Origin of the sequence: Novosphingobium sp. AAP93 (genome assembly GCF_001296055.1) — a bacterium.
Lineage (GTDB): Bacteria > Pseudomonadota > Alphaproteobacteria > Sphingomonadales > Sphingomonadaceae > Novosphingobium.
Genome location: NZ_LJHZ01000019.1, coordinates 65,074 through 87,452, shown reverse-complemented (window position 1 = coordinate 87,452; position 22,379 = coordinate 65,074). Strand labels below are relative to the sequence as shown.

Genomic DNA, 22,379 nt, shown 5'->3' with positions numbered 1-22,379 from the left:
GTCAAGCCGGTGTTCGCCCCGATTCCTTGCAGGAAGTTCCCGTTGCCATAGGCCTCTTGAGGGACCCAGTGTGCAGTGCAAAGAGCATGTGGCAGCACACACTGCGGCAACCACCCTCCTCCGCACTGAGGGCGATCAGCTCCCGAAAAGCCGCTGCGCCGCAGCATCGCACAGCGCAACGCAGCGCTCGCGCGGGGTGCGCTGGTCCGAGAGGTAGAATTCGATCCACAGGCCATCAAGCACGGCAGACAGCAGCGCAATGCCATCCGCAAGCGGCAGCTTGCGCTCCTCCTGCGGCAGTTGCGCGACCAGCCGTTCGAGCAAATCACGCTGGCGGAAGTTGAACCGTGTGGAGACAGCCGCGAAATCGTCCCGGCTGCGCGCCAGCTGCCAGAACACCATCCACGCGCCGATAATGTCCGGCCCGGCCCAGTCGTCGGAGAAAACCGCGACGAAGTAGCGGTGCAGCGCCTCGCCTGGCGCGCCCTCACCGGGCATTGCCGCCGCTTCGAGCTGGGTCAGCATGTCCTCGCAGAGCTGCTCGTAAGTTTCGAGCAGCAGATTGTCCGGATTGCGGAAATAGTGGCGCAGCAGGCCATGGCTGACCCCGGCTTGCCGGCAGATCTCGCGCCCGGTTGCGCCCTTGGCACCCAGCCGGGCGAGGCAGTTGACCGTCGCGGCGACAAGGTCTGCCCGGCGCACTACAGGCGAAGCCCGGCGGCGGCGCGGCGTTGCCTCCTCCCCAGGTGGGCTGGCCATGTTCACGCCGACCGCCTGGCAGCGCGTTGGCCAAGGAGGTAGACGACTGATCCACTGCCGAGAAGGATCGTGGTGAGACCGAGAATCTTGATCACGGCGAGCAGCTTGTTCGGCTCATCCGGCGCAGGAAATCCCGCCAGCACCAAGGCGGTCAGCGTCGTGGCCAGGCCAATGCAGGCGAATACGGTCGAGGTGACGCGGCCGCCCGGCAGGCGCGTGAGGGGCACGTCGCTCGGCACGCCCTGCAGCCGGATCACCGCGAGGAAGACGAGCGCGAACGGCAAAAAGGCGGCGATGATTCCCATGCTGACGAGCACGTCATAGGCGCCTTTCACGCCAGTACCAGCCTGTCCAAGTATGCATAGAACTGCACCAAGCCCGCCCTGCACCAGGATGGCGACATAAGGCGTGCCCCATTTGGGGTGGACCTTGGCGAAAACGGGAGGAAGCAACCGGTCGATGCCGACCGCAAACGGGATGCGAGCGGCGCAGGAAAGAAAGCCGCTCGCCGCGCCCAGATTGCCAAGCGTGATGAGGAGCGCGAGGGGCACGACGATCCACCCTGCCCCCACTTTCTCAGCCGCCACCGCGCCCGCCTGAACGAGGCCCTGCAGCGTATTGACTTCGCTGGAAGGCATCGCCAGCAGGACCGCGAATGTGCCGATGATGTAGCACGAGACGATCACCAGTCCAGCAATCGGCAGCGCGCGCGGGATGGTGCGGCGCGGGTCCTTGATCTCGCCGCTCATGAACGAGGCGGTCTCCGCGCCTGAAAGCGCGAAGGCGATCGCGGCCCACATGATCATGTGCTGCAGATCGAACACCGGCACGAACGATTGCGACGTGAACTCGGTTGCGGAACCGAACTGCGACCACGCGATTCCGCCCAGCACGATCACGATCAGCGCCGGCCCCCACATGCCGACCGCGCCCAGATTGTGCAGCCAGCGTCCGAAGCGCATGCCGAAAATGTTGATCGCGGTGATGAACGCGAGGGCCGTCAGCGCAAAACCCATGAAGAACAGCGGATTGCCGCGCAGGAACAGCAGGCTCGTCCCGCCGATGTAGAGCGCATTGCCGGCATCGAAATAGAGCACGCTGGGGAAATAGGGGAGGTTCGAGGTGAAGTAGCTCCACCCTGCCATGAAGCCGACATATGGGCCAAATGCCTCGCGCGTCCAGATGTAGAGCCCGCCTTCCTGCGGGTAGCGCGAAGAGAGCTCGACGATGGCGAGGACGAACGGCAGATAGAAGCACAGCAGCGCCCCCACCCAGACGACGATCGAGCTTGGCCCGAAAGCGGCTGCAGTGGCGATCCAGCGCAGGCTTACGCCGGTGACGATGTAGAACATCGCAAGATCGGCAACGCCCATGACCTTGTGAGGCTGAGGCGCGCCGCCGGCCATCAGCGACGGCCGTCCCGCTTTGTATCCTTGAGCACCTGCATCGCCGCGTTATGCCCCGGCGCCCCCGTCACTCCGCCGCCGGGATGCGCGCCCGCACCGCAGAGGTAGAGCCCCTCGACCGGCGTCCGATACTGCGACCAGCGCGGCACCGGGCGCATCGAGAACAGCGCGCCGGGATGCAGGTCGCCGTGGAAGATATTGCCTTCGGTCAGGCCGTAGATCCGTTCCAGATCGAGCGGGGTTAGCATGACACGGCCGAGGATCAATTCGCGCAGGTTCGGCATGTGGCGGCTGATCTGGTCGATGATCGTCTCCGCCAGCGCCTCGCGCTTCTCGTCCCAGGTGCCCTCGCGCAGCTCGTAGGGCAGGTACTGGATGAAGCAGGTCAGCATGTGATGCCCCGACGGGCAGAGGCTGTCGTCGACTAGGCTGGGGATCACGCAGTCGATCCACAGCTCGTCAGGCACATCGCCGAAGCGCGCGGTATCAGCGCAGCGCTGCGCGCCTTCGAGCGTCGGCGCGATGGTCAGCAGTGCCCGCTCCAGCGGCGTCGCGTCAGGACTACGACCGATGACGGTCGGCTCGCCGGAAAGCGCGATGTTGAGCTTGGCCGCCGGGCCGCTCATCTTGATCGCGGCGATATCGCGGCGGAAATCGTCCGGCAGATCGGCCTTGGCCAGCAGCGCAAGGAAGGTGCGCTTGGGATCGGCGTTGGAGAGCACGACTTTCGCGCGCACCTGCCGCCCGTCGAGCAGCGTCACACCGGTCGCGCGGCCTTGGTAGACATCGATGCTGCCGACCGGCGCGCTGGTCTCGATCACCGCGCCGAAGCCGCGCGCGGAGGCCGCTATGGCGCCGGAAACCGCGCCCATGCCGCCCATCACGTGGCCGTTGAAGCCCTGAACCGCGTTATCACCGCCCGCGAGCAGATGGAACAGCAGCCCAACGGCCGAGCCCGGCTCATAGGGGCCGCCGTGCTTGCCGTAGACGTTGTTGGCAAGGATCATGCGCTTGGCCGCATCGGACTCGAAATGCCGGTCAAGGAACTCGCCGAGGCTGCCGGTAAGGAACTGCACCATCTCGCCGATTTCGCTGCCTTTGATGCGGCGGAAGCGGCGGATCATCCGCAGCCCCTCGCGGATACGGTCGAGCCCGCGCGCGGCAAGGTCCGGCGGCGATTCCAGGAAGAACGGCTGGAGATAGGCAGCAAGCGCCTTGAGCTTGCGGTCGATCTCGAGAAAGGCCTCGGCATCGCGCGCGGAGAAGCGCGCAATCTCCTGCGCTGTCCGTTCGGGATCAGCCCACCAGCGGATGATCTCACCCTCGCCGAGCGGCACCGTCAGGATCGGATCGCAGGCCACCATGCGCAGACCGTGGCGACCGAGATCGAGATCGCGGATGACCGTCGGCATGAGCATCGATGCGATGTAGGAGGTGAAGGACACGCGGTGGCCGGGGATCACTTCTTCGGTCACGCAGGCACCGCCGACGATGGGCCGCGCTTCCAGCACCAGGACCGAGCGTCCGGCCTTGGCAAGATAGGCCGCAGCGGTAAGGCCATTGTGCCCGGCCCCGACGATGACCGCATCCCAGACCGTGGTCGTCACATCCACCACTGCGCCCGAATTCCTTCCTTGCATTCTGACTGGCTGAGTGCCTCAATGGCACTTATAAGGCAAGCGTCTAATAAGCGGTGCGGAGTGTTGGTGATGAGCGACAAGGCCAATGGCGGAATGGAAAAGTCGCTCGACAGCGCCGCCTACCTGACAGCGGATGCCTTTGCACGTGACAAGGCCGCCATCTTCCACAGGCAATGGTTCTGCGCCGGCCGCGAAGAGGACATGCCCGCCCCCGGCGACCACAATATCCTCGATATCGCCGGCGAAAGCGTGATCGTGGTGCGCGGCAAGGAAGGTACGGTTCACGCCCATTACAACGTCTGCCGCCACCGGGGCGCGCGTATGTGCGACGCCGTGAGCGACGCGCGCTGGAACGTGAAACTGGACGCAGGCGTGGTCGGCCGCACGATGATCCGCTGCCCCTATCACGGCTGGTCCTATGCGCTCGACGGCCGCCTGCTCGCCGCACCGCAGCTGCAGGACGCGCCGGGTTTCGACAAGGCCGCATTCGGCCTGCATCCTGTGGCGGTCCAGACATGGGGCGGCTTTGTCTTCCTCAATCTCTCACCCGATACCGCACCCGATTTCACAGCGGACCTTGCCGAACCCTCGCGCCGCCTTGCCAATTATCCGCTCGCCGATCTCGTGACGGCGCGGACGATCAATTACGAGGTCAACGCCAACTGGAAGCTGATCCTCGAAAACTACAACGAGTGCTACCATTGCCCCGGCGTGCACCCGGAGCTGACCGCGATTGTCCCCGCGTTCAAGGTGCGCGGCGGGATCGATCTCGATTGGGAAGCCGGCATCCCGCACCGCGAGGGCGCCTATACGTATACCTGGGACGGCACCACAAGGCGCGCGCCCTTCCCCGGCCTCTCCGAGGACGAGAAAGTGCGCCACAAGGGCGAGCTGATCTACCCGAACCTCATGCTCAGCGTTTCGTGCGACCATGCCGCCGCTTTCGTGCTCTGGCCGCTGGCGGCGGGTCGTACGTTGATCGAATGCCGGTTCCTGTTCCATCCGGACGAGGTGGCCAAGGGGGATTTCGACCCGTCGGACGCGGTCGATTTCTGGGACCTCGTCAACAGGCAGGACTGGGCGGTGTGCGAACGCGTGCAGTCGGGCATCGCCGCGCGCGTCCACACCCACGGGTTTTACGCCCCGATCGAAGACCTCAGCCTCGATATCCGCCGCTATATCGAACGCTGCGGCGAGCCCTGACGTTAGCCGCTAAACTGGAGAGGAAGTGGCGGAGAGGCAGGGAGTTCAATTTTTCTCTTAACACTATGATTTTAAATTGAATATATTTTTCGCGTTTTGGTAAGACCCACACCCGCCCCCACATTCTGGGCTGGATTGCTTGGGACCAATCAACACTGCGGCCAAATAGTTCCAATCTCAAATTCCCATCTCGAATGGCACGACCTTTGTGATCGTGCGCTCAAGCTCGCGCTTGTTTTCTAAGTCCTGCGGCCGAGTAATGTCCTGGGGCCTACCTGCAGCCTGGCCCTTCGCGGCTGCGGCCCCTAGCCGCTCCGTCACCTCAAGCGCTGAAGTCTTGTCACCGGGGTTGCGACCGACCCCCATCTCGACCTTGTCGCGATTGTCGACGATCAGGGTTAGCTCGTCGCGAATGCGGGTAATGGTGACGAGGAAGTTGCGAGCCGAGAGCAGCTTGCGGGTATGGCTGTCCATCACAGCGATGCCTTTGTCAGAGGTTAGCCCCTGCGCCATGTGGGCATTGAGCGCATAGGCCAGATCGATCCGTGCCAGCATCGGATCGCCAGCCTTGAGTTGCTGGTCCATGCCTGCCGATGTCCGCACCGTCAGGCCACCCTCAGCCATCGCAGTAACAATCGCCCTGTCGGCGTTGATCAGCCCGCGCTGATGATCGTTGGCGGTCCAGCGGACGGTGTCGCCGATGTAGACGGTCAGCGCCTTCCGCTCGTGGAGCTGCAGGGCCTCGTTGTCTCCTCTCGCCGCGATCCGCGAAGGCAGGAACGTTTGCCGGTGACCCTTGGCGTCCCTGAGCTCGACTGTGCCGTTGGCGGGGTCCACTTTCAGAACATCATACCTCCCCTTCGCCAGGTTCTGCCGCGACTGCCGCGCCGTGACCTCCAGAACCATGCCAGGCGCGTAGGTCCGCACCTGTCGGAGCTCCTCGCGTGTCGCGTTGACGCGGGAGAGAACAGTCAGGGTCATATTGTCTGGCCCGATTTCGCCATTGGCGGCGAGCCCGGTCTGCACAGCCGCGTTGACCTCGTCGCGCAGTTGGCGCCCGGAGACATAGATGCCCGTTCGCTCCCGCTCGGCAGGAGGAAGCGTCAGCCAGCGCTCTGCCGCGACGACCGCGCTGTTTTCGCTGACCTCGACAATGTGATCCTTGAGATGGTCCATCGCTTCACCAGTCCGGCCCTGCTGCGCAGCGGCCTGGGCAAGCTTGAGCGTCTCGGATCGCGCCCGCAGATTGGTCTCCATCCGCGCCGTTTCGGTGCCGGCTGCAAGCGCCAGTGCGAAGGGCTTGCCTGCCTCGACCGCACCAAGCTGTTTCGGATCACCCATCAGGACCAAGCGGTCCACCTCGAGCAGATTGGCGAGCCTGACAAGTCTGTCCTGATCGCGTGTCGAGACCATCGAAGCTTCATCAAGCACCAGCACGGTATCGCGATAAGAGGAGCGTGCGTCGTTCTTTTCAGCCTTGGTCGCCGTCCCATCAAGCAACGCCCGGTGCTGCCCTAGGAACCGATGCAAAGTCATCGACGGGATCCCCGTATCGCGCTCCAACATGCGCACCAGCGTGTTCTGCACGCCGAGCCCGATCACGCGCTTGCCATGCTCGGCAAGGATCTGCGCGGTGGGGCGGAGCAGACTGGATTTGCCGGCACCGGCCACGCCCTGCACGGCAACAATGCGGTTGGTCGACGAGAGGATCATCCTCCCCGCCGCTTCCTGTCCGGCGTTGAGTTGCATCCCGAAGTTCAGGCCGGCCGAAGCCTGCAGCTGAGGACCCGCTTTGTCCATAGGGATGATCGGAGCCACGGCGCCTTTGCCCTTCTCGATCTCTGCGAGCATGCGGCTTTCCAGAGCGACGGCATCGGTGGTGGTAAGCCAGCCCTGCATGGCACCGCGCCCCTTGCTGAGCGCCCCTTGGTCAGCCAGCTGACCGATGCGTTTCTCGATCAGCGGCATGGTGGTCGGCAGCGAAAGATCGAGCGCAGCCTTGGCGAGATCGGTCGCCTTAAATGCCGCCTCACGCTCCGACAGATGCCGTACCGCTGAGGCAACAGCATGGGCAGCGGCGATCTCCTGCCCAGGCCGCAGATGGATGCGCGCGGGGACGAGCGGGTCCCCTTCCCTGATCCCCAGACGCTCCGCCAGTTGGAGCACCATGACCTTCCCGCGCTGCGCGATCGAAGGGCGATCGTGTGCCGCCTTTCGGTCGGCGATGGCCATCAATGATGACCTCTGGCGCGCATCACGGACCATGCCGGCGGGGTCGAGACCAAGCCCCCAGGCGCGCTCCTGCCATTGGTTAAGCAAGGCATCGCGATCGACGCCTTGTTCCTTCGCAGAGCGCGTCGCCAGCGTGGCAATCACGCCTGCTTCAAGTCCACTGCCGCGTCGCGCGTCGAGCACTTCCTTCCGCCGCGTTGAGAAGGCCATGACGGCCTCGCGGTCGATCCCGGCAGCCTCGAAGTTGCCATGCTTGCCGACCTCACCGACGCGGTAGCCGAGCTTCTCAACCGCGACCCTGAAGCGCGCCATGGTCATCGCATTGAGCAGGGTATTGAGCTGCCATAGCCGGTCATTGCGGAGCGCTTTCCAGGTGCCGTCCTTGCCCTGCGTCATGTTGGCAACGACCGCGTGGAAGTGGAGATTGGGCTCCTGATTGCGATTGGTATCGTGCTGGAACAGGGCCACAGTCAGGTTGTCCGTCTGGACCTGCCGTTCCTTCCCTGCCTGCTCGACGCGCATGAAGGCGGCGTTCTTCTCTGCCCATTGCAGCGTCTCGATCACGGCTTTGCGGTAGGCATCGATGATGCGCTGATCCTTCCCGATCAGCGCCAGCATCGACCAGCTTTTGGGGAGCGAGAAGGTCAGGTCTGTGCCTGCGCGGTGCGCTGCGCCTTCGTGCCCGATCCGGCCGCCAGTCGGAAGCTCGCCCCGCAGAATGGCCTCGAAGGCACGAGCTTCGACGGTACCCGTCAGACCGAGCTGCTCAGCGCCTTTGCCGACCCAAAGGCCAGACCGATCGGCATCGGCTGAAGTGTAGTAGTTGTCCTTGGCGAAGTAGCTTGCAGCCCCGCCGGCCGAACGCACATTGGCGACCGACAGCATGGCTCAGTCTTCCCTTCTGGCGCGGGCAACCCGCTCGCGGTACTCGTTCAGGCGCTTGCCGTGAGCAGTGTGGACCCGGGTGCGGATACCCTTGTCTGCCTGAGCAAGCAGCAGGCCTTCGGCAGCCGCTGTCGCAAACAGCATATGGCCCATCAACTGGTCGCGATAGGCGGCCTCATCATGACCCTCGATCTTCTCGATCACGGCCAGCTTGAGCCACTGGCTCATGCTCATATGGGAAGCGGCTGCGGCTGCTTTTACAGCCTCATGGAGGCGCTCATCGACGTAGCATTGAAGCGCAAAGCGCATGGGTTCCAGCTCATGCTGGCCGCCACCCTCGGCCGGGAACCCCTCCAGGACGAGACGTTACGATACTGCCAGCGCTGGGAATTGGAAAGAACAAATATAGAACGATTTCTCAGCAACTTAGCAAACCAGGAAGAGCGAGGACCTGCAGATCAAGGGCTGGCATCATCTGACATCAGCCGAGCGCAGAGCCGGAAGCTTCTGGGAACGCAAGCAAATCCGCCAACTTCAGCACACCGGGCACCCGGGTACGGTGTGCTTACCTTACCCCATCCAGAGTGGTGGTTCGAGGCGCGAACACGGTCTGAAAATCGGGATCTGGAAAGCAGGACCGGTGGGATCTGGGGTCGCCCTTAGGCGCTGGCCTGCCCGTACGTAAGCTAGACTATCGGAGCACCTTTCGCGGCGGAGCGTGGGGCTCGATGCCCCCGCGTCGCCGAGTGCGGTTCAAGCACAAAGAAGGCCCCGGCAGATCGCTCTGCCGGGGCCTTGTTCGAGAGGGAATGAGCTCCTCAGTCTTCGTCGATGTCGGGGGGCGCTTTCGCCGGAGGCGGTGCGGCCCCTGGTGAGGAAATCGACCTTGTCGGCGACGATCTCGTCGCGACATACTGAACCGCCCCGGGATTGCCGGAGGCCCTAACTCCTGAGAGGAAGGGTCTACGATGAGCAAGACGACGAACAAGTTTGCCCCTGAGGTTCGTGAACGGGCTGTTCGCTTGGTGCTGGACCAAGAGGGCGAGCACCCATCCCGCTGGGCCGCGATCACATCCATAGCCGCCATGATCGGCTGCTCGGGGCACACGCTGCTGGAGTGGGTGAAGAAGGCCGAGGTCAACAGCGGGAAGCGTGCTGGCGTGCCCGCCGAGTTGGCCGAACGGCTGAAGGCGCTGGAGCGCGAGAACCGCGAGCTGCGGCAGGCCAATGAGATCCTGCGCAAGGCTTCCGCGTATTTTGCCCAGGCGGAGCTCGACCGCCCGTTCAAGCGATGACCAGCTTCATTGATGAGCATCGGAGTGAGTATGGGGTCGAGCCGATCTGCCGGGTATTGCCGATCGCCCCATCCACCTACCACGAGCGCGTAGCACAGCGCCGCGATCCGTCGCGCCTGTCATCACGTGCCCAGCGTGACGAGGCTATGAAGCCAGAGGTTCGGCGCGTGTTCGACGCCAACTTCAAGGTCTACGGCGTGCGCAAGGTGTGGCGGCAGATGCAGCGCAAGGGTTTCGACATTGCCCGTTGCACGGTCGAGCGGCTGATGCGCGAGTTGGGCCTGCAGGGTGTAATCCGGGGCAAGCCAGTGAAGACGACGATCAACGACAAGGCAGCGCCGTGTCCGCTCGATCAGGTAAACCGGCAATTCCACGCACCGGCGCCGAACATGCTGTGGGTGTCGGACTTCACCTATGTCGCGACCTGGCCGGGGTTCGTCTACGTGGCCTTCGTGATCGATGTCTACGCCCGCTATATCGTGGGCTGGCGGGTGAGCAGGACTGCGCATGCCAGCTTCGTGCTCGATGCCTTGGAGCAGGCGATCCATGATCGGCAGCCCGTTCATCGTGGTGGCCTGATCCACCACAGCGACCGCGGCACCCAATACGTGTCGATCAAGTATACCGAGCGCCTTGCCGAGGCCGGGATTGAACCATCGATGGGCAGCGTCGGCGACAGCTATGACAACGCCTTGGCCGAGACGATCAAAGGTCTTTATAAGGCCGAGGTCATCCACCGTCGAGGCCCTTGGCGATCATTTGAAGCCGTGGAATACGCCACGCTCGAATGGGTGGACTGGTTCAACAACCGGCGATTACTCGCGCCGATCGGCAATATCCCGCCCGCCGAAGCCGAGGAACGCTACTACGCCATGCTGGACGACACGCCCATGGCAGCATAATTTAATCCGAATGGCCTCCGGCAATCCCGGGGCGGTTCAGATCAATCTACACAAACCTCATCGTGCATCAGCGAAGGTAATAGGTCGAGTCCCTGCCGACCTTATGCCCGGAACAAGCGTCAGCGCGGCAGGGCGGCAGCAACAGCCGGCTTTGCGGCATCTCCGACCACGACAAAGGCAGCCCAGTAGAACGGGTGCGAGGTCTGCGGATCGTCCATGAGCGCGGTCTCCGCACTGGCCAGCGCATCGCCGACCGATTGCCCGGGCTTGCCGGCAATGAGACCGCCAATGAGCCGCCGCGTCGCGTTGTAGTCGTCCGGAACGGGCCAGTGGCTGGCGATCACGGCACGGGCACCCGCACCTGTGAAGGCACGAACAAGGCCGTCGAGGGCATAGTTGCCGCCCGTGGTGACCCCTGCCTCGCGGCTCGCCGCGACGGTGGCCATCCCCGCCGTATCGCAGGCGGAGAGGATCACGAGATCGGCATCGAGCTTAAGGTCGAAGATCTCGCGGAAGGTCAAGAGCCCATCCGAATCCTTCGCGCCGAAGCTTGTCACCAGCGCCGGCCGCGCCGGACAATCCTTGCGCGGTGCCGATACAAGCCCGTGGGTGGCGAAATGCAGGACCCGGTACTTGTCGAGCGAGGGATCGGCGAGGAGACCGTTATCGGTGAAGCTGGTCCCCGTCTTCACCACGCTGGTGCCGCCCAGTGTCTTGGCGGCAAACAGCAGTTCGTCGGGCTTGACCGGACGCTGCCAGACGGCAAGCGGCCAGTCACAGCTATCCGCAACCGCCGTCACGGGCCGCTGCTGCGGCACGGCGTTGTTGCCGAGGCCGAGATAGGGACGCGGTGCGCTGGACGGGGCCAGCGCCCTGAGATCAAGGAAGGCCCGCGGACTGACCGCGATGGAAATCGCGCGCCCGCGACCGAACCAGGCGATTCCGGTAAAATCGAAGGCATCGGCATCGATGTCCACCGTCCGCGCCTTGTAGGCCGTGATCCCGGCATCCTCGGTCACGAGAACCGCAGGCGGCAATTGCAGCATGGCCGCGTCCGGTTCGAACACCAGATGGCGCACCGCGCCGAGGTCTGTCGCAACGGGGCCAAACAGCGCCTTGTAAAGCGCGCGCGAGCGATCGAGATCGAAGGGCCGGTTGACGGCCTTGCCATTCTCGACGGTGACGATGCTGTTGCGGATCTTCTGGACCTCGCGCGCAAGATTGCCGCGTGTCAGAGGCACAGTGAACAGGCGGGCAGATCCGGAGGTCGCATAGAGGCCGTAGAGATCCTGACCGACCACCACGAGCTTGTAATAGGCCTCGCCTGGCTTCAGCGCGGCCTGCATTTCCGCGAGGGTAACGCGCTTGGGAGCCAGCGCAGTGTAGCGTGGATAGGCGGCCAGCTTGGCGAGGATTTCGGTCTGCTCCCGGCGCAGTGCAGCGAGTGTCTCCTGCTGACCAGCCAGCTCTGCGGTCTCGGAAGAAGTCGCCGTACCGAGCGAGCCTAGCCGCGCGACCTCACCCTCAGCGCGGGCAATATCGCGGCTGCGCACTAGCGAAAGCCGGAACAGCGCGGCCGCGTCGTCATTGCCTTCGGCGAGCTGGCGAGCAAGGATCGCCTGCGTCTGCGCAACGCCGGGGCGTTCCAGCACTTGCGCTGCAGCAAAGGCGGCAGTCGCGCTAGCGGCGGGATCGCTCCCCTCGCCCGCAAGCAGCCCAAAATAGGGTGTGAGCAGATCGCGCAGCGTTGTGCCACTGTCGGGAATCGATGCACTGGCATCGACCACTGCGGCAAACATCGCACGAGCAGGCTCCTTCTCGCCCACAGCCAGCAAGAAGGCAGCCTTGCGCGCTTTGGCCAAAAGCACAGAAGGCGAGGCGGGATAAGCAGCATCCAGCGCGCCGATGGCCCGATCAAACCCCGCCTTGCCTTCCGCGATGTGGCCGGATGCTGCTGCGATCTTTGCGAGTTCGATATCTATTTCAGCATTGAGCCAAACTATCGAGCCAACCGCACCATTGCGTATGAGCGAGAGCCGCTGCCGCGCATGCTTGAAACCTTTCACAGCCTCATCCATGCGTCCAGCCACGTGCGCCGCCGTTGCGGCGATGGCTTCCGCCTGTCCATCGAGGACCTCCGCCTTTTCAGCCCGGGTCAGTGACGGATCGGCAGCACCCATCTGGCGGGTCGCGCTGCTCTCGCGGTTAATCGCCTCGGCCAGCGAATAGCTGATCTCGCCAGCCGCAAGCGCCCCAGCATCGAACACCGCGTTGACCGGATCGACGGGCTTGGCCAGTTCGGCTGCTGCGCCAACCGGGCTGCGCTGGTTGAGTTGATCGAGTGCGCGGTAGTTGCGCAGCAAACGCTGCGCAACGCCGTCACCCTCCAGCGCCGCGCGCTCGCTTTCGCGGAACAGCCGTGCCGCCGCATCGAAATTGCCGAGATTGGATTGCTGCAAGCCCTCGTTGGCGAGGGCTTCGGCAATGGCCGCCTGCTCGCCCTTCTCGCCGCGCGCCTTCTCCGCAAGCACTTCGAAGAACGCGGCGGATTCGGCAAAGCTGTTGCCATTGTTGCGCAGATAGCCCTCACCGCGCACTCCGCGCGGATCGAGCAGCCCAGCCTGAAGGCGTGCGAATGCCGCGGAGTCGGTCAGTTCGGTCGTTGCAACCTTGATCTCGCCGTCCACTGTACGATCGAGCACGACGCTCGCCAGGGCAAGGCGCAGCGCCGCGTCATAGGCGGACAGGCCCTCGACACGGTAGCTCGTGTCCCCGCGCGTTAAGCCATAGCGCCGGTAATCGAGCCCGCTCGCCGGATCTCGGCAGATGATCGCCTGAGCGTCGCCCAGAGCGTCTATCTCCACACGACCGACCGCGCCGCAGACCCGCGTCGCCCCAGCCGCCGCTGGAATCCCCGGCTCAGGCGAGGCATCGATAGGCAGCGCATGACGCACAGCGATGAGTGTGCCAACAGGTCCAGCTGCATCACGGCATGTCAGCGTGTAGGCGCGATCGAACATGCCCGTGAGCCTCGGATCATGCGGCGAGACTTGTGCGGTGCAGACAACCCCTGCTGATCCCAAACGGAAACTGCTGCGCACCGAAAAGGGCACTGACTTCGCCATCAGCGGCGGGGCAGCAACGCCGGCCACAAGTACGCCAAGAACCGCGCACGTGCAGGTCACCCGCCTCATGGCCGCGCCCCTTCCTGCATCTCGCCGATCAGAGCCGGATTGCCGCTACCCGCGATCGGCTCTTCAACTTGTCCCGTCAGAACGTTGGGCTGCACCGGCAGGACAATCTGCGGCGGCTGAATCGCACTCCGGGCCTTCGGTGCCCGCTTCTCCGGATCATCCGGGCTGACGTCGAGCCTCGGCCCGTCAACCCCGTTAATGACCGAGGGCATAAGCGGATTAGGAACGTTAAGCGCGCAAACCACTTCGCTCAGCAGGCAACTATTAAGTCGGCTGTCTGCGCTGAAGCCCGAAAGATCTGCCCCGCTCGCCTTGAATTGCCGCCAGGCTTCCGCTCCGCTGACCAGACCGGTCGCGGTCCGCAGCGTGCCATTGATGATTACCACGACTGGGCTCGCCCCTGCCGCGCGAACCTTGATCGCGCCAAGCGGTTCCTCGAAGCCAAGCGGGTCAAGTCCATTGCCGCTGCGCTGGATATAAAAGCTGCGTCCGACGGTGAATTCGAGGGCACCGGCAGCGAGAACTGGCCCGCTGCCGCCAGCGCTCACCTGATCAAGCGCAGGTTCAACGCCCCCGAAGAAGGGATCGGCAGAAAGCCGGGCAAGGAGGGGCGACGCCGCCACATGGATGTCACGTGCATCGATCCGGAGCGATCCAGTCAGCGCACCGCCCTTGCCCTGTACGGCGATGCTTCCGGTATCCGAGGCGAGCTGGAACTGCTCCGTCGCAAAGACCAGCGCATTGGTCGAGCGGAACCCGGTGGCTTTCAGCGCACCGACGACGCGGATGGCTCCGCTCGGCCCGCCGGTCGGCGTCTCGCTTGTCCTGAAGCTGACAGTCCCGGCAGGATCATCGATCGTGCTGCCCGCATCAGGCCCGGTCACATCGAGCTTCCCGATCACGATATCGACAGCACCTGCATTGTCAGTGCCGAACACGCCGAGCGAGCCGCTGTTGATCCGGCTCCATTCGGCGTTGTCGATCGAGAAGCCACTGGCAGGCACGACGCTGCCGTCGAGCCCGTCGCCGATGCGCATTCCGGCAGAATTGCGGGAATTTATCGCAATGCTCCCGGACAGACCAGCATTGAGGCCGCTTCCCACGGGCATATCGAGATCGTTCGCGGTGAGCGTGATCAGCGGGGAGCGCCATAGTCCACTCAGCCATGCGGTTCCGCCCGCATCGACAAGGATGCTGCGCGAAGCGGTGACGGCATTCAGCCTAGCATCACCGCCAACCGTCGCCGTGAACGTTCCGCCTGAAATCGCGCCGGATACGGTGATGTTGCCCGTTGCCGTCGCACGCAGCGAACCTACTACGCTCGCCGTCTGAATGAGGAGCGATCCACCCCCTGCCACCGGCGCTCCGGCGAAGACTGCGTTGAAGTCATAGGTTCCGAGAGGATCGCCGCCGAAACTCGCCGTCGCGTAGTCAGCGAGCAACACTCGCCCGCTGGCAGCAAGTCCGAAGATCGTTTGATTGCCACCCGCCAGCAGGACAGCGTCGCGCGCGGTGATCTTCCCGGACGACAGCGTGAGCGGGGTGAGCAGCGCAACATCATGCAGCGCGCCAAGATCACCCAGTCCAATCCCGCCCTTGCCGAGAACTGTGATGTCATAGGTCGCAGAGGAAAGCGCCGATGGGCTGACGAGCCCAGCTGATACCCCGTTGCCGGTGATCGCGCCGTCCGAGACGAGCAATACAGAATCGCCCGACTGCACATCCCCCGACAAGGTGAGCTGTGACGTGCCGGTGAGCCGGATCGCCTGCCCGGCTGTCATCGCCCCGGCAGAGAGCAGGCCACCCGCATCAACCGTGATGCTATCAACCGCAGAAACCGTGCCGAGTGTGATGTCGCTGGGCGTCGTGACCGAAACCGCGACGCCCGCCGAAAGATTGCCGAGCGCCGCCGAACCGCCTGCCGAAACGAGCAGCCGCCCGCCGGTCGCGGTGAGATCGCCCGACACGAGGTTCCCAGTCGCCGTAATCGAAACGTCGCCCGTCGTGCTGCTCGCCGAAGTCAGGCCAAGATCCGCGCTGCTGAGTGTGATCCCGCCCGCCGCCGTGACCTTGCCGGCCGCGCCCGCACCCTTGGAACTGAGCGTCACGGTGCCGCTAGTCGCCGCCACATCACCCGCCGCAAGCGTCCCCCCGCCGCTGGCGAGGAGAACCGAACCGTGCCCAGAAACCGCGCCCGACGAAAGATTGCCCGCCGCATTGACCGCCACGTTGCCGCCGCTCGATCCGACCAGACCAGTGGTGACCGCACCGAGGCCCGTCACATCGACCCCGTTCGTTCCGGCAAGGTCACCTGCCTTCAAAACGCCACCGCTGCTGAGCGTGACGACGTCACCGCCGTTCGCCGAGACGATGTCCATCGCCCCCTTCGAGGTCGCAGAAATCGCTCCGCCAACTGATGTCTGCGCATCCGCCTTCACCCCGCCGCCCGTGCTGGTCAGCGTCACCTGCCCCGAAGCGGTGATCGAGCCTGCGACAAGATCCCCCGCCGCCGTAAACAGCGCGCTTCCGTTCGCAGCTTGAACCTTTCCGGTCGTCACTGCGGCCAGACCGTTGACGCTGACGCCCGTCGCGCCAGAAAGATTGCCCGCCGTCAGCACGCCATCCGCGCTCAGGTTGAGGAAATCTCCGGCGCTCGCTGACGTCAGGTCGAGCGTCGTGCCCGCAATGAGATAGATCCTTGCATCGGCGACAACTATGCCCGCCTTGAGTGCAGCGGCGGACCGCAGGTCGACCGCACCACTGGCCGTCAGCGTGCGGGTTGTCGTCACATCGCCGAATGTTACGTTGCCCAGCGAATGCGCGGTGATCGCGCCGACTCCTGACGAGCCTGTCACGGTAATCGGCCCGGAGGCGGCCTGCGGGGCGGCCGTCAGCACCGCATCGAGGTTGTAGGCGCCAAGCGCATCGCCGCCGATCCCGCTCATGGCATAATCGGCCAGAAGCACCCGGCCCGGGGCACTGATCGATGCGATCGATTGGGCCCCGCCTGCCAGCACCGCGATCTCGCGCCCTGTCACCGCGCCGGAAGTTATCGCCACCGGCGAGAGCAGTACGATATCGTGCGCAGCGGCGAGGTCCCCGATGGTCACCGTGCCCTTGCCGAACACCTTTATCCCATAGGTCGCACTGGACAGCGCAGAGGGGCTGATCAGCCCAGCGGAAACGGCGCCTGCACTGATCGCCCCGTCCGAGACGATGAGCACACTGTCACCAGCATCGACCGGCCCGCTCGCCGTCACGCTGGTCGCACCGTCAAGGCGCACCGACTGTCCAGCCGAAACGGCTCCATTATTCAGCGCAGCGCCGGAATTCAGCGAAACGGCATCCGTCGCCGTCGACGCGCCGACCGACACATTGCCCGGTGCATCGACGGAAATCGCGCCGCCCGCCAGAATATTGCCGAGTGAAACGGTCGTCCCCGCCGTGACGAAGACGCTGCCCGCTGACGTCAGGTTGTCGAGTCTCACAAGCCCCGGTGCGCTCAGCGTCAACGCCGAACCGCTATCTGCGGAAAGGTGCCCAAACAGATCGCCGCCAGTCAGGAGCGCGACCGAGCCACTGCCGAAGAGCGTGCCGGGAGCGCCGACAGGCGCCGCGCCAGGGAGCCAGTCCGCCGCCGAGATCAGCGCATTGACGCTGCGGATGTTCGCCCGGTCGAGCGTTGCCGAGAGCGTGCCGGGGATGACGAAGTTGAAATCGCCGGTCACCGTCGTGTCACCGCCGCCCAGCGCAATTACCGATGGCAGCGCGCCGCTTGCCGCCGTGCCGGCCGACGTGAAATCGAGACTTACAGCGTTGATAGCCCCACCCGATTGCAGGAAGCTCAGCGGCTGATCGAGCACCGTGGCAGTGCCCGTCGTGCCGCCCATGCCCCCAGTCGCTGCCGCACTGAAATTCAGCGATGTGGCGCTGAGGGTGCCATCAGCGACCACAAGCTGCGCGCCTCCCGCGCCACCGCCGACCGACGCCGCGCCGCCAGTACCCATCGGGTACGGCCCGGGCTGGATGCCACCGGTTCCTCCGGTCGCATCTGTCTGAATGGTCGCACCAGCACCAAACGTGACAGGCCCGCCCTGAACTAGCAGGGATGCGCCGCCTCCCGCTGCGCTGCCTCCCGCTGCGCTGCCTCCGAGACCGCCAGCTCTGGCTAGAGTACCCAGACCCCCTGCACCACCGCTGCCACCAAACCCGCTTGCGATGACTGTTGTTCCGCCGAAATTTGCTGACCCGCTCGCGGGCGCGCCGGTCACCACCCCAGCGACAATACCAATGGCTGCTGTACCGCCGATGCCGTCGCCACCCGCACCGCCAGTGCCGCCTGTACCTGTGCTGAGCCCATAGCCGCCGAGGCCACCCGCACCGCCGCTGCCATTGGCATTAAGCTGAGTTCCGGCGAGGGTCAGTGTGCCATTGCCCGCCTCGGCCAGCGCACGGGCCTGACCGCCGATGCCAATGCCTCCTGCGCCGCCCGAACCCGCAAACAATTGCGCGGCACCGCCGGCACCGCCAGTGCCGCGCGCTATCAGCCAGGTGCTACCGAACATAACGCGGCCATCACCTTCGATCGCGCTGGAGGCAATAACATCGGCGTCACCGCCTTTGCCTGTGCCGCCATTCCCACCATTGCTACCTGCACCGCCATCGCCATAGGCACGGACGGTTAAGCCGGCGCCGCCAATGGTGCCATTCCGGGCCGTCAGCGATGCCGTGCCACCTTCTCCTACTCCGCCAATCCCGCCAGCACCGCCTATGCCGGTTGCAGCAATAATGGTGGAACCGGTGACAGAAATCGTACCACCAGCGCCGAGCGTGGCTGAATCTCCCGCCGCAAGGTTTGCGCTGCCTCCCGTGCCCGTGCCACCCACGCCGCCGGACCCGGTCGGACTCGAAGCGGCAATGTTATTGATCGCACCTCTACCGCCCACGCCATCGGCGAGGACCGAAAGCGCCGCGTTTGATGTCAAGCTGCCACCACTCGAACGCACAAACGCGGTGCCGCCATGTCCAGCCCCGCCATCCTTGCCCGAACTGGTCGCCGCATTGCCACCAACGCCGACCGCGTCGACCGTGATGTCGCCGCCAGCGGTCAGATTGAGGCCAGAGGTCAGGTCGATGCCAGCGCTGCCGCCGGTCCCGTTGCCACCCTCCACCGTGCAGGCCGAGCAGAAATTGCCATCCGCGCCCGTAGCATCGGCGTAGACACCCAGCGTCCCGCCGACGGTGATCGTGCCGCCACCCGTCAGCCCTTCGACCTGTGCGGTCCCCCCGGTGCCATTTCCGCCACCGAACCCACCCGAACTGACCGTGCCGCCCTGTCCGAAGGCTTCGACCGACAGGTTGCCCGTCACGCCAACCGACGCGCCTCCCCCGACGGAGAGATGCGCCAATCCGCCAATGGCCGCGCCCGATGTTGCCAAGAAGGAATCGGATGAAACCCCCTCACCCGTCGCAGTGCCCGTCACCGCGAGATCGCGCCCGATCGTAACCTTGGCGCCGCCATCCGCAATGAGCGCCGCCTCGCCGCCGGTTGCCACCAGGCCGCCAAAGCCGGAACGGCTGGCATCGATGTTGAGGCTCCCACCGACGGCCAAGCTGCCGCCATTGGCAATCACGCGCGCAGGCGTGCTGTCGCTTGGACCATTGCCAAAGACAACGCCAGCATCGAGCGAGCGCACGGTTAAGTCGCCGTTGACGTCGAGGGTCGAGTTGACGCCCGCCACGCTCACGAATGCAGCGTCCGTTGTCGCTGCGGCCGGGTCCTGGATGCCTTCGAGGATCACGTTCGAGGCAAAACTTCCCGAGGTCCCGCCTTGGACGACGAGCGAGGCCTGCCCGGTGGCCCGTCCCGAGACTTGCGACATTGCCGTGACCGCTCCGATCGAGAGCGTGACAGGCGAATCCCCGCCTGCGGGTGAAACTGTCGCGACGATGTCGCCGTTCGAGACGTCATACCCGGCCGAGAGCACGATCGCGTTGCCAACGACGTCAGCCGCCGCTGCGACGTCAAAGCCGAGCTTGCTGCCCCCCTTGATCGCCATGATGATGGCGTCGTTCTTGGGCACGGCGACCATGTAGACACGGTGTGCCACCTCTGCCGTACCGGCGATGCCGGTGATGGTGCCATCGTTGGTCACCACTTCGCCCGCCGCGTTCGTGCCCTCGTCGATCTGGATATCGAACAAACCGCTTGGCCGGAACGTGATCGTCGAGGCATCGGCGGCGACGATGGCCGCCGAGCCATCGACGTTGATCGTGCCGGAATTGGTTACCTTGGGCGCGATGAGGGCGACAAATGCATCGGACGAGGGCGGCTGGGCATTGATCTTTGCCCCGCTCTGCAATTGCACCGAACTGCCAGGATTGGCCGGCAGGAAATTGTAAGTACTGCCATTTCCGAACACACCGGTGGCGGTATCATAGGTCAGGTCCGATGTGGATAGGACCAGATTGCCGACGTTGAATACCCCGGTCGAGGACACGAGAATGCCGCCGGGGCTGTAGAAGAACAGCGTGCCTCCACGGCTGACCGCACCCGTAGCCAGATCGACAAGCTGGGAAGTGACGGTGCCATTGAACGTGATCGGGCGGCTGATGTCGTTCGGGATGATCCGGTTCAGAACCGTGACGCTTGTCGTATTCTGATTGAAGAACAGCGCATTGGTGCCGGCCGATTGGAAATCGATCGGTCCGCCACCAACAGCCGTGTCATTGGGCGACCAGTCGATGACCACGTTGGCCGCCGTCGTACCGACCGTCGTCCTCCCCGGCGCGGTCGAAATGATCGCACCGCCCGCGACAACCGTGCCCGTGGCATTGAAGGACTGGGCCTGAACGACGCCCGGAAGGCCCGCCAGCACGGCCGCAAGCGCGATGCGCGATGGAAGGCTGCGAGCAGGAGCGGTGCGCATCAGCGGCCTCCCCAGGGCAAGAGGCGGGTCGTCAGCGATATGAGCAGCCGCGGCGCGGGCTTACGCCAGCTCGGTCCGGCATGGTCAAGTGGCACGGCAAGGCTCGCGTCGAGACGGAACCGGCTGCCCAGATCGGCCCGGAAGCCGCCGCCGACCGATGTCAGACGCTGCGCCTTGGCCACGCCGCGATCCCACGTCCATGCCGCATCAGCAAAGGCGAAGGGTTGCACCAGCGGGCCACGGCCATGCTCGATCGCGAAATGCGGCCCGCGCAACTCGGTCGCCACGCCCACGCCGCTGTCACCGGTAATCGTGCCCGGATCATAGCCGCGCCCCACGGTGTAGTTGCCCGGCGCAAACGCCTCGAAGCCGAAGACCTTGCGGAAGGCGTATTGGCCACGTGGATGAATGGCGAGCGAGAAGCGGCCCAGCGCGCGCTCGTATTCGACCTCGCCGCGCAGCACGGTGGCGGCTGGCGATGCGTCAAACCGGCTGGTCGGCACGCGCCCGTTGCACGCGGTGCCGATGCAGGACGGGCTCGCACCGAGGCCATTGACGCCCTGCCGCAGTTCGAGCGAACCGCCAAGGCGCCAGCCCGGCTGCGGGCGCGAAAGATCGACCTTGTCGAAATCGAGACGCGCCCAGAACACGCGCAGATGATCGCGGCTGAGCGGGACGATCAGGTTTGCCGTCTGGTTCAGGAGCTCGAATCCGCCGCCGATCCAGACGTCGCTGGCCTGCGAACGGACCAAGGGATAGCGCGCATAAAGGCTGGCCAGGAGGGTCCGCGCGTCGAGCACCGCCCCCCCTCCGGCCTGTCCCAGATCAGGCCGCGTCCAGGCATACGTGAACGAGGCGCCGAGGAGCAGCCCCTCGTTTCCGGGCCGAAACTCGTGGCTCACCTGCAGGATGCGCTGCTCGCGAAAGTCCGATGTCGAATAGTACGAAAGCGTCGTCGCATCGCCCTCGCCGGTCAGCCCGAACGCTTGCACGCGCAATTGCCCGCCCCACCGCCCCGTCGCCGCCGACGAGAGGTTCTGGACTGAGAAGTCCGCCACAACAGGTTGTCTCAAAACGGTAACTTCACCGATGAGGTCACCCGGTGCAGTTCCAGCGGGGCGCAAGGTGAGTTGCACATTGTAGCCGGGCAGATCCCGCGCAAGCAGCAGATAGCGCTCGGCATTGGTTCGATTGAACACGTCATCCCGCGTCAGCCGGCCGAGATAGCCCATGAGCTTGCGTTCGGCGCCGCGTGTTTCCCCGCGCGCCCGGATCGCTGTGATCCGGGCATAGAGCACTTCCATGCGGACCCGACCGTTCTCGATCCGCTGGACGGGAACCTGCACCGCCGCGAGATATCCCTTGGCACGCATAATCGTTGCCGCAGCGTCGCGAATTTCGCAAAGCACCGAAATGGGCTGCGGCGTTCCTGCCAGCGGCTTCCATGCCGCTTCCAATTCAGCGGCGCTCACGCCTTTCAGCCCGTTGAACGTCACCGCAGTCAGGGTGGTAGTGATCTTGGCAAACTGCGGATCAGCGAGCGGACATCCCGATCGTTCGATCCCGCCCGAAATCGTGAGGCGCGGCGCCTCTGGCGCAGGTACGCTGGTGATCCCGCCGAGTTCATCCCGGCTCGGGCCAGACGTGACGGGTATGCTGACTTGGGCAAGGGCAGCAACAGGAAAGAAAAGCTGGTAGGAAAACACGGCCCCAGCAAGACATAAAGGCAACAAGCGCGGCAAATTTATCAATGCCACAGGCTTGTCAATGCTCGCCCCCTCGCTCATTGCGGGCCCTCGTCTGAGAATACTGCGCTTGTAGCGACCTCGCTGCTAAAACTACCGCTTAATTAATTAGCGCTAGATTACCCAGTCAAATACATTTGGTACCACTCTAAATTATTATAAAATATGCATTTTAAACCGATATTGCCA

General features: G+C 64.5%; 10 protein-coding genes and 1 other annotated feature. Of the genes, 2 read left to right on the top strand and 8 right to left on the bottom strand.

Annotated features, from left to right (window positions below; genetic code table 11):
* Positions 1–135: 135 nt before the first annotated feature.
* From IP83_RS04245 to IP83_RS04235, 3 genes are read right to left on the bottom strand one after another with little or no spacing between them, the layout of a single operon-like run.
* Positions 136–759, bottom strand: coding sequence for a TetR/AcrR family transcriptional regulator (locus tag IP83_RS04245; RefSeq protein WP_082364469.1), 624 nt, complete (start codon positions 757–759; stop codon positions 136–138).
* A gap of 2 nt (positions 760–761) precedes the next feature.
* Positions 762–2,165, bottom strand: coding sequence for an APC family permease (locus tag IP83_RS04240; protein ID WP_054120964.1), 1,404 nt, complete (start codon positions 2,163–2,165; stop codon positions 762–764).
* The gene (locus IP83_RS04235; RefSeq protein ID WP_054120963.1) at positions 2,165–3,805 is read right to left on the bottom strand and encodes an NAD(P)/FAD-dependent oxidoreductase; all 1,641 of its coding nucleotides are present in this window, start codon (positions 3,803–3,805) and stop codon (positions 2,165–2,167) included. The genes IP83_RS04240 and IP83_RS04235 overlap by 1 nt, the downstream gene beginning before the upstream one ends.
* Positions 3,806–3,874: 69 nt before the next feature.
* Here IP83_RS04235 and IP83_RS04230 point away from each other — a divergent pair, with 69 nt between their 5' ends.
* Entirely contained in the window at positions 3,875–5,008 is a 1,134-nt protein-coding gene (locus tag IP83_RS04230) for an aromatic ring-hydroxylating dioxygenase subunit alpha (RefSeq protein ID WP_197274274.1), read from the top strand.
* A gap of 177 nt (positions 5,009–5,185) precedes the next feature.
* Here IP83_RS04230 and mobF read toward each other — a convergent pair whose 3' ends face one another.
* The gene (gene mobF, locus IP83_RS04225; RefSeq protein ID WP_054120962.1) at positions 5,186–8,125 is read right to left on the bottom strand and encodes a MobF family relaxase; all 2,940 of its coding nucleotides are present in this window, start codon (positions 8,123–8,125) and stop codon (positions 5,186–5,188) included.
* Between the two features lie 3 nt (positions 8,126–8,128).
* The gene (locus tag IP83_RS04220) at positions 8,129–8,353 is read right to left on the bottom strand and encodes a hypothetical protein (RefSeq protein ID WP_231624896.1); all 225 of its coding nucleotides are present in this window, start codon (positions 8,351–8,353) and stop codon (positions 8,129–8,131) included.
* A 740-nt stretch (positions 8,354–9,093) separates the two neighbouring features.
* Between IP83_RS04220 and IP83_RS04210 the strand changes: the two genes are divergently transcribed.
* A protein-coding gene (locus IP83_RS04210) for an IS3 family transposase (RefSeq protein ID WP_156309574.1) occupies positions 9,094–10,322 on the top strand; the annotation gives its coding sequence in 2 pieces (ribosomal slippage) (positions 9,094–9,382 and positions 9,382–10,322; 1,230 coding nt in all).
* Positions 9,375–9,491, top strand: a sequence feature (AL1L pseudoknot). Its footprint overlaps the gene before it by 117 nt.
* 119 nt (positions 10,323–10,441) lie before the next feature.
* Here IP83_RS04210 and IP83_RS04205 read toward each other — a convergent pair.
* From IP83_RS04205 to IP83_RS04195, 3 genes are all read right to left on the bottom strand, one after another.
* On the bottom strand, positions 10,442–13,342 hold the full coding sequence (locus IP83_RS04205; RefSeq protein ID WP_054120958.1) for a CHAT domain-containing protein: 2,901 nt from the start codon (positions 13,340–13,342) through the stop codon (positions 10,442–10,444).
* A gap of 170 nt (positions 13,343–13,512) precedes the next feature.
* Positions 13,513–20,445, bottom strand: coding sequence for a hypothetical protein (locus IP83_RS04200; protein ID WP_054120957.1), 6,933 nt, complete (start codon positions 20,443–20,445; stop codon positions 13,513–13,515).
* Positions 20,445–22,151 (bottom strand): ShlB/FhaC/HecB family hemolysin secretion/activation protein, encoded by a 1,707-nt coding sequence (locus IP83_RS04195; protein ID WP_054120956.1) that lies wholly within the window; start codon positions 22,149–22,151, stop codon positions 20,445–20,447. The genes IP83_RS04200 and IP83_RS04195 overlap by 1 nt, the downstream gene beginning before the upstream one ends.
* Between the last annotated feature and the right edge of the window lie 228 nt (positions 22,152–22,379).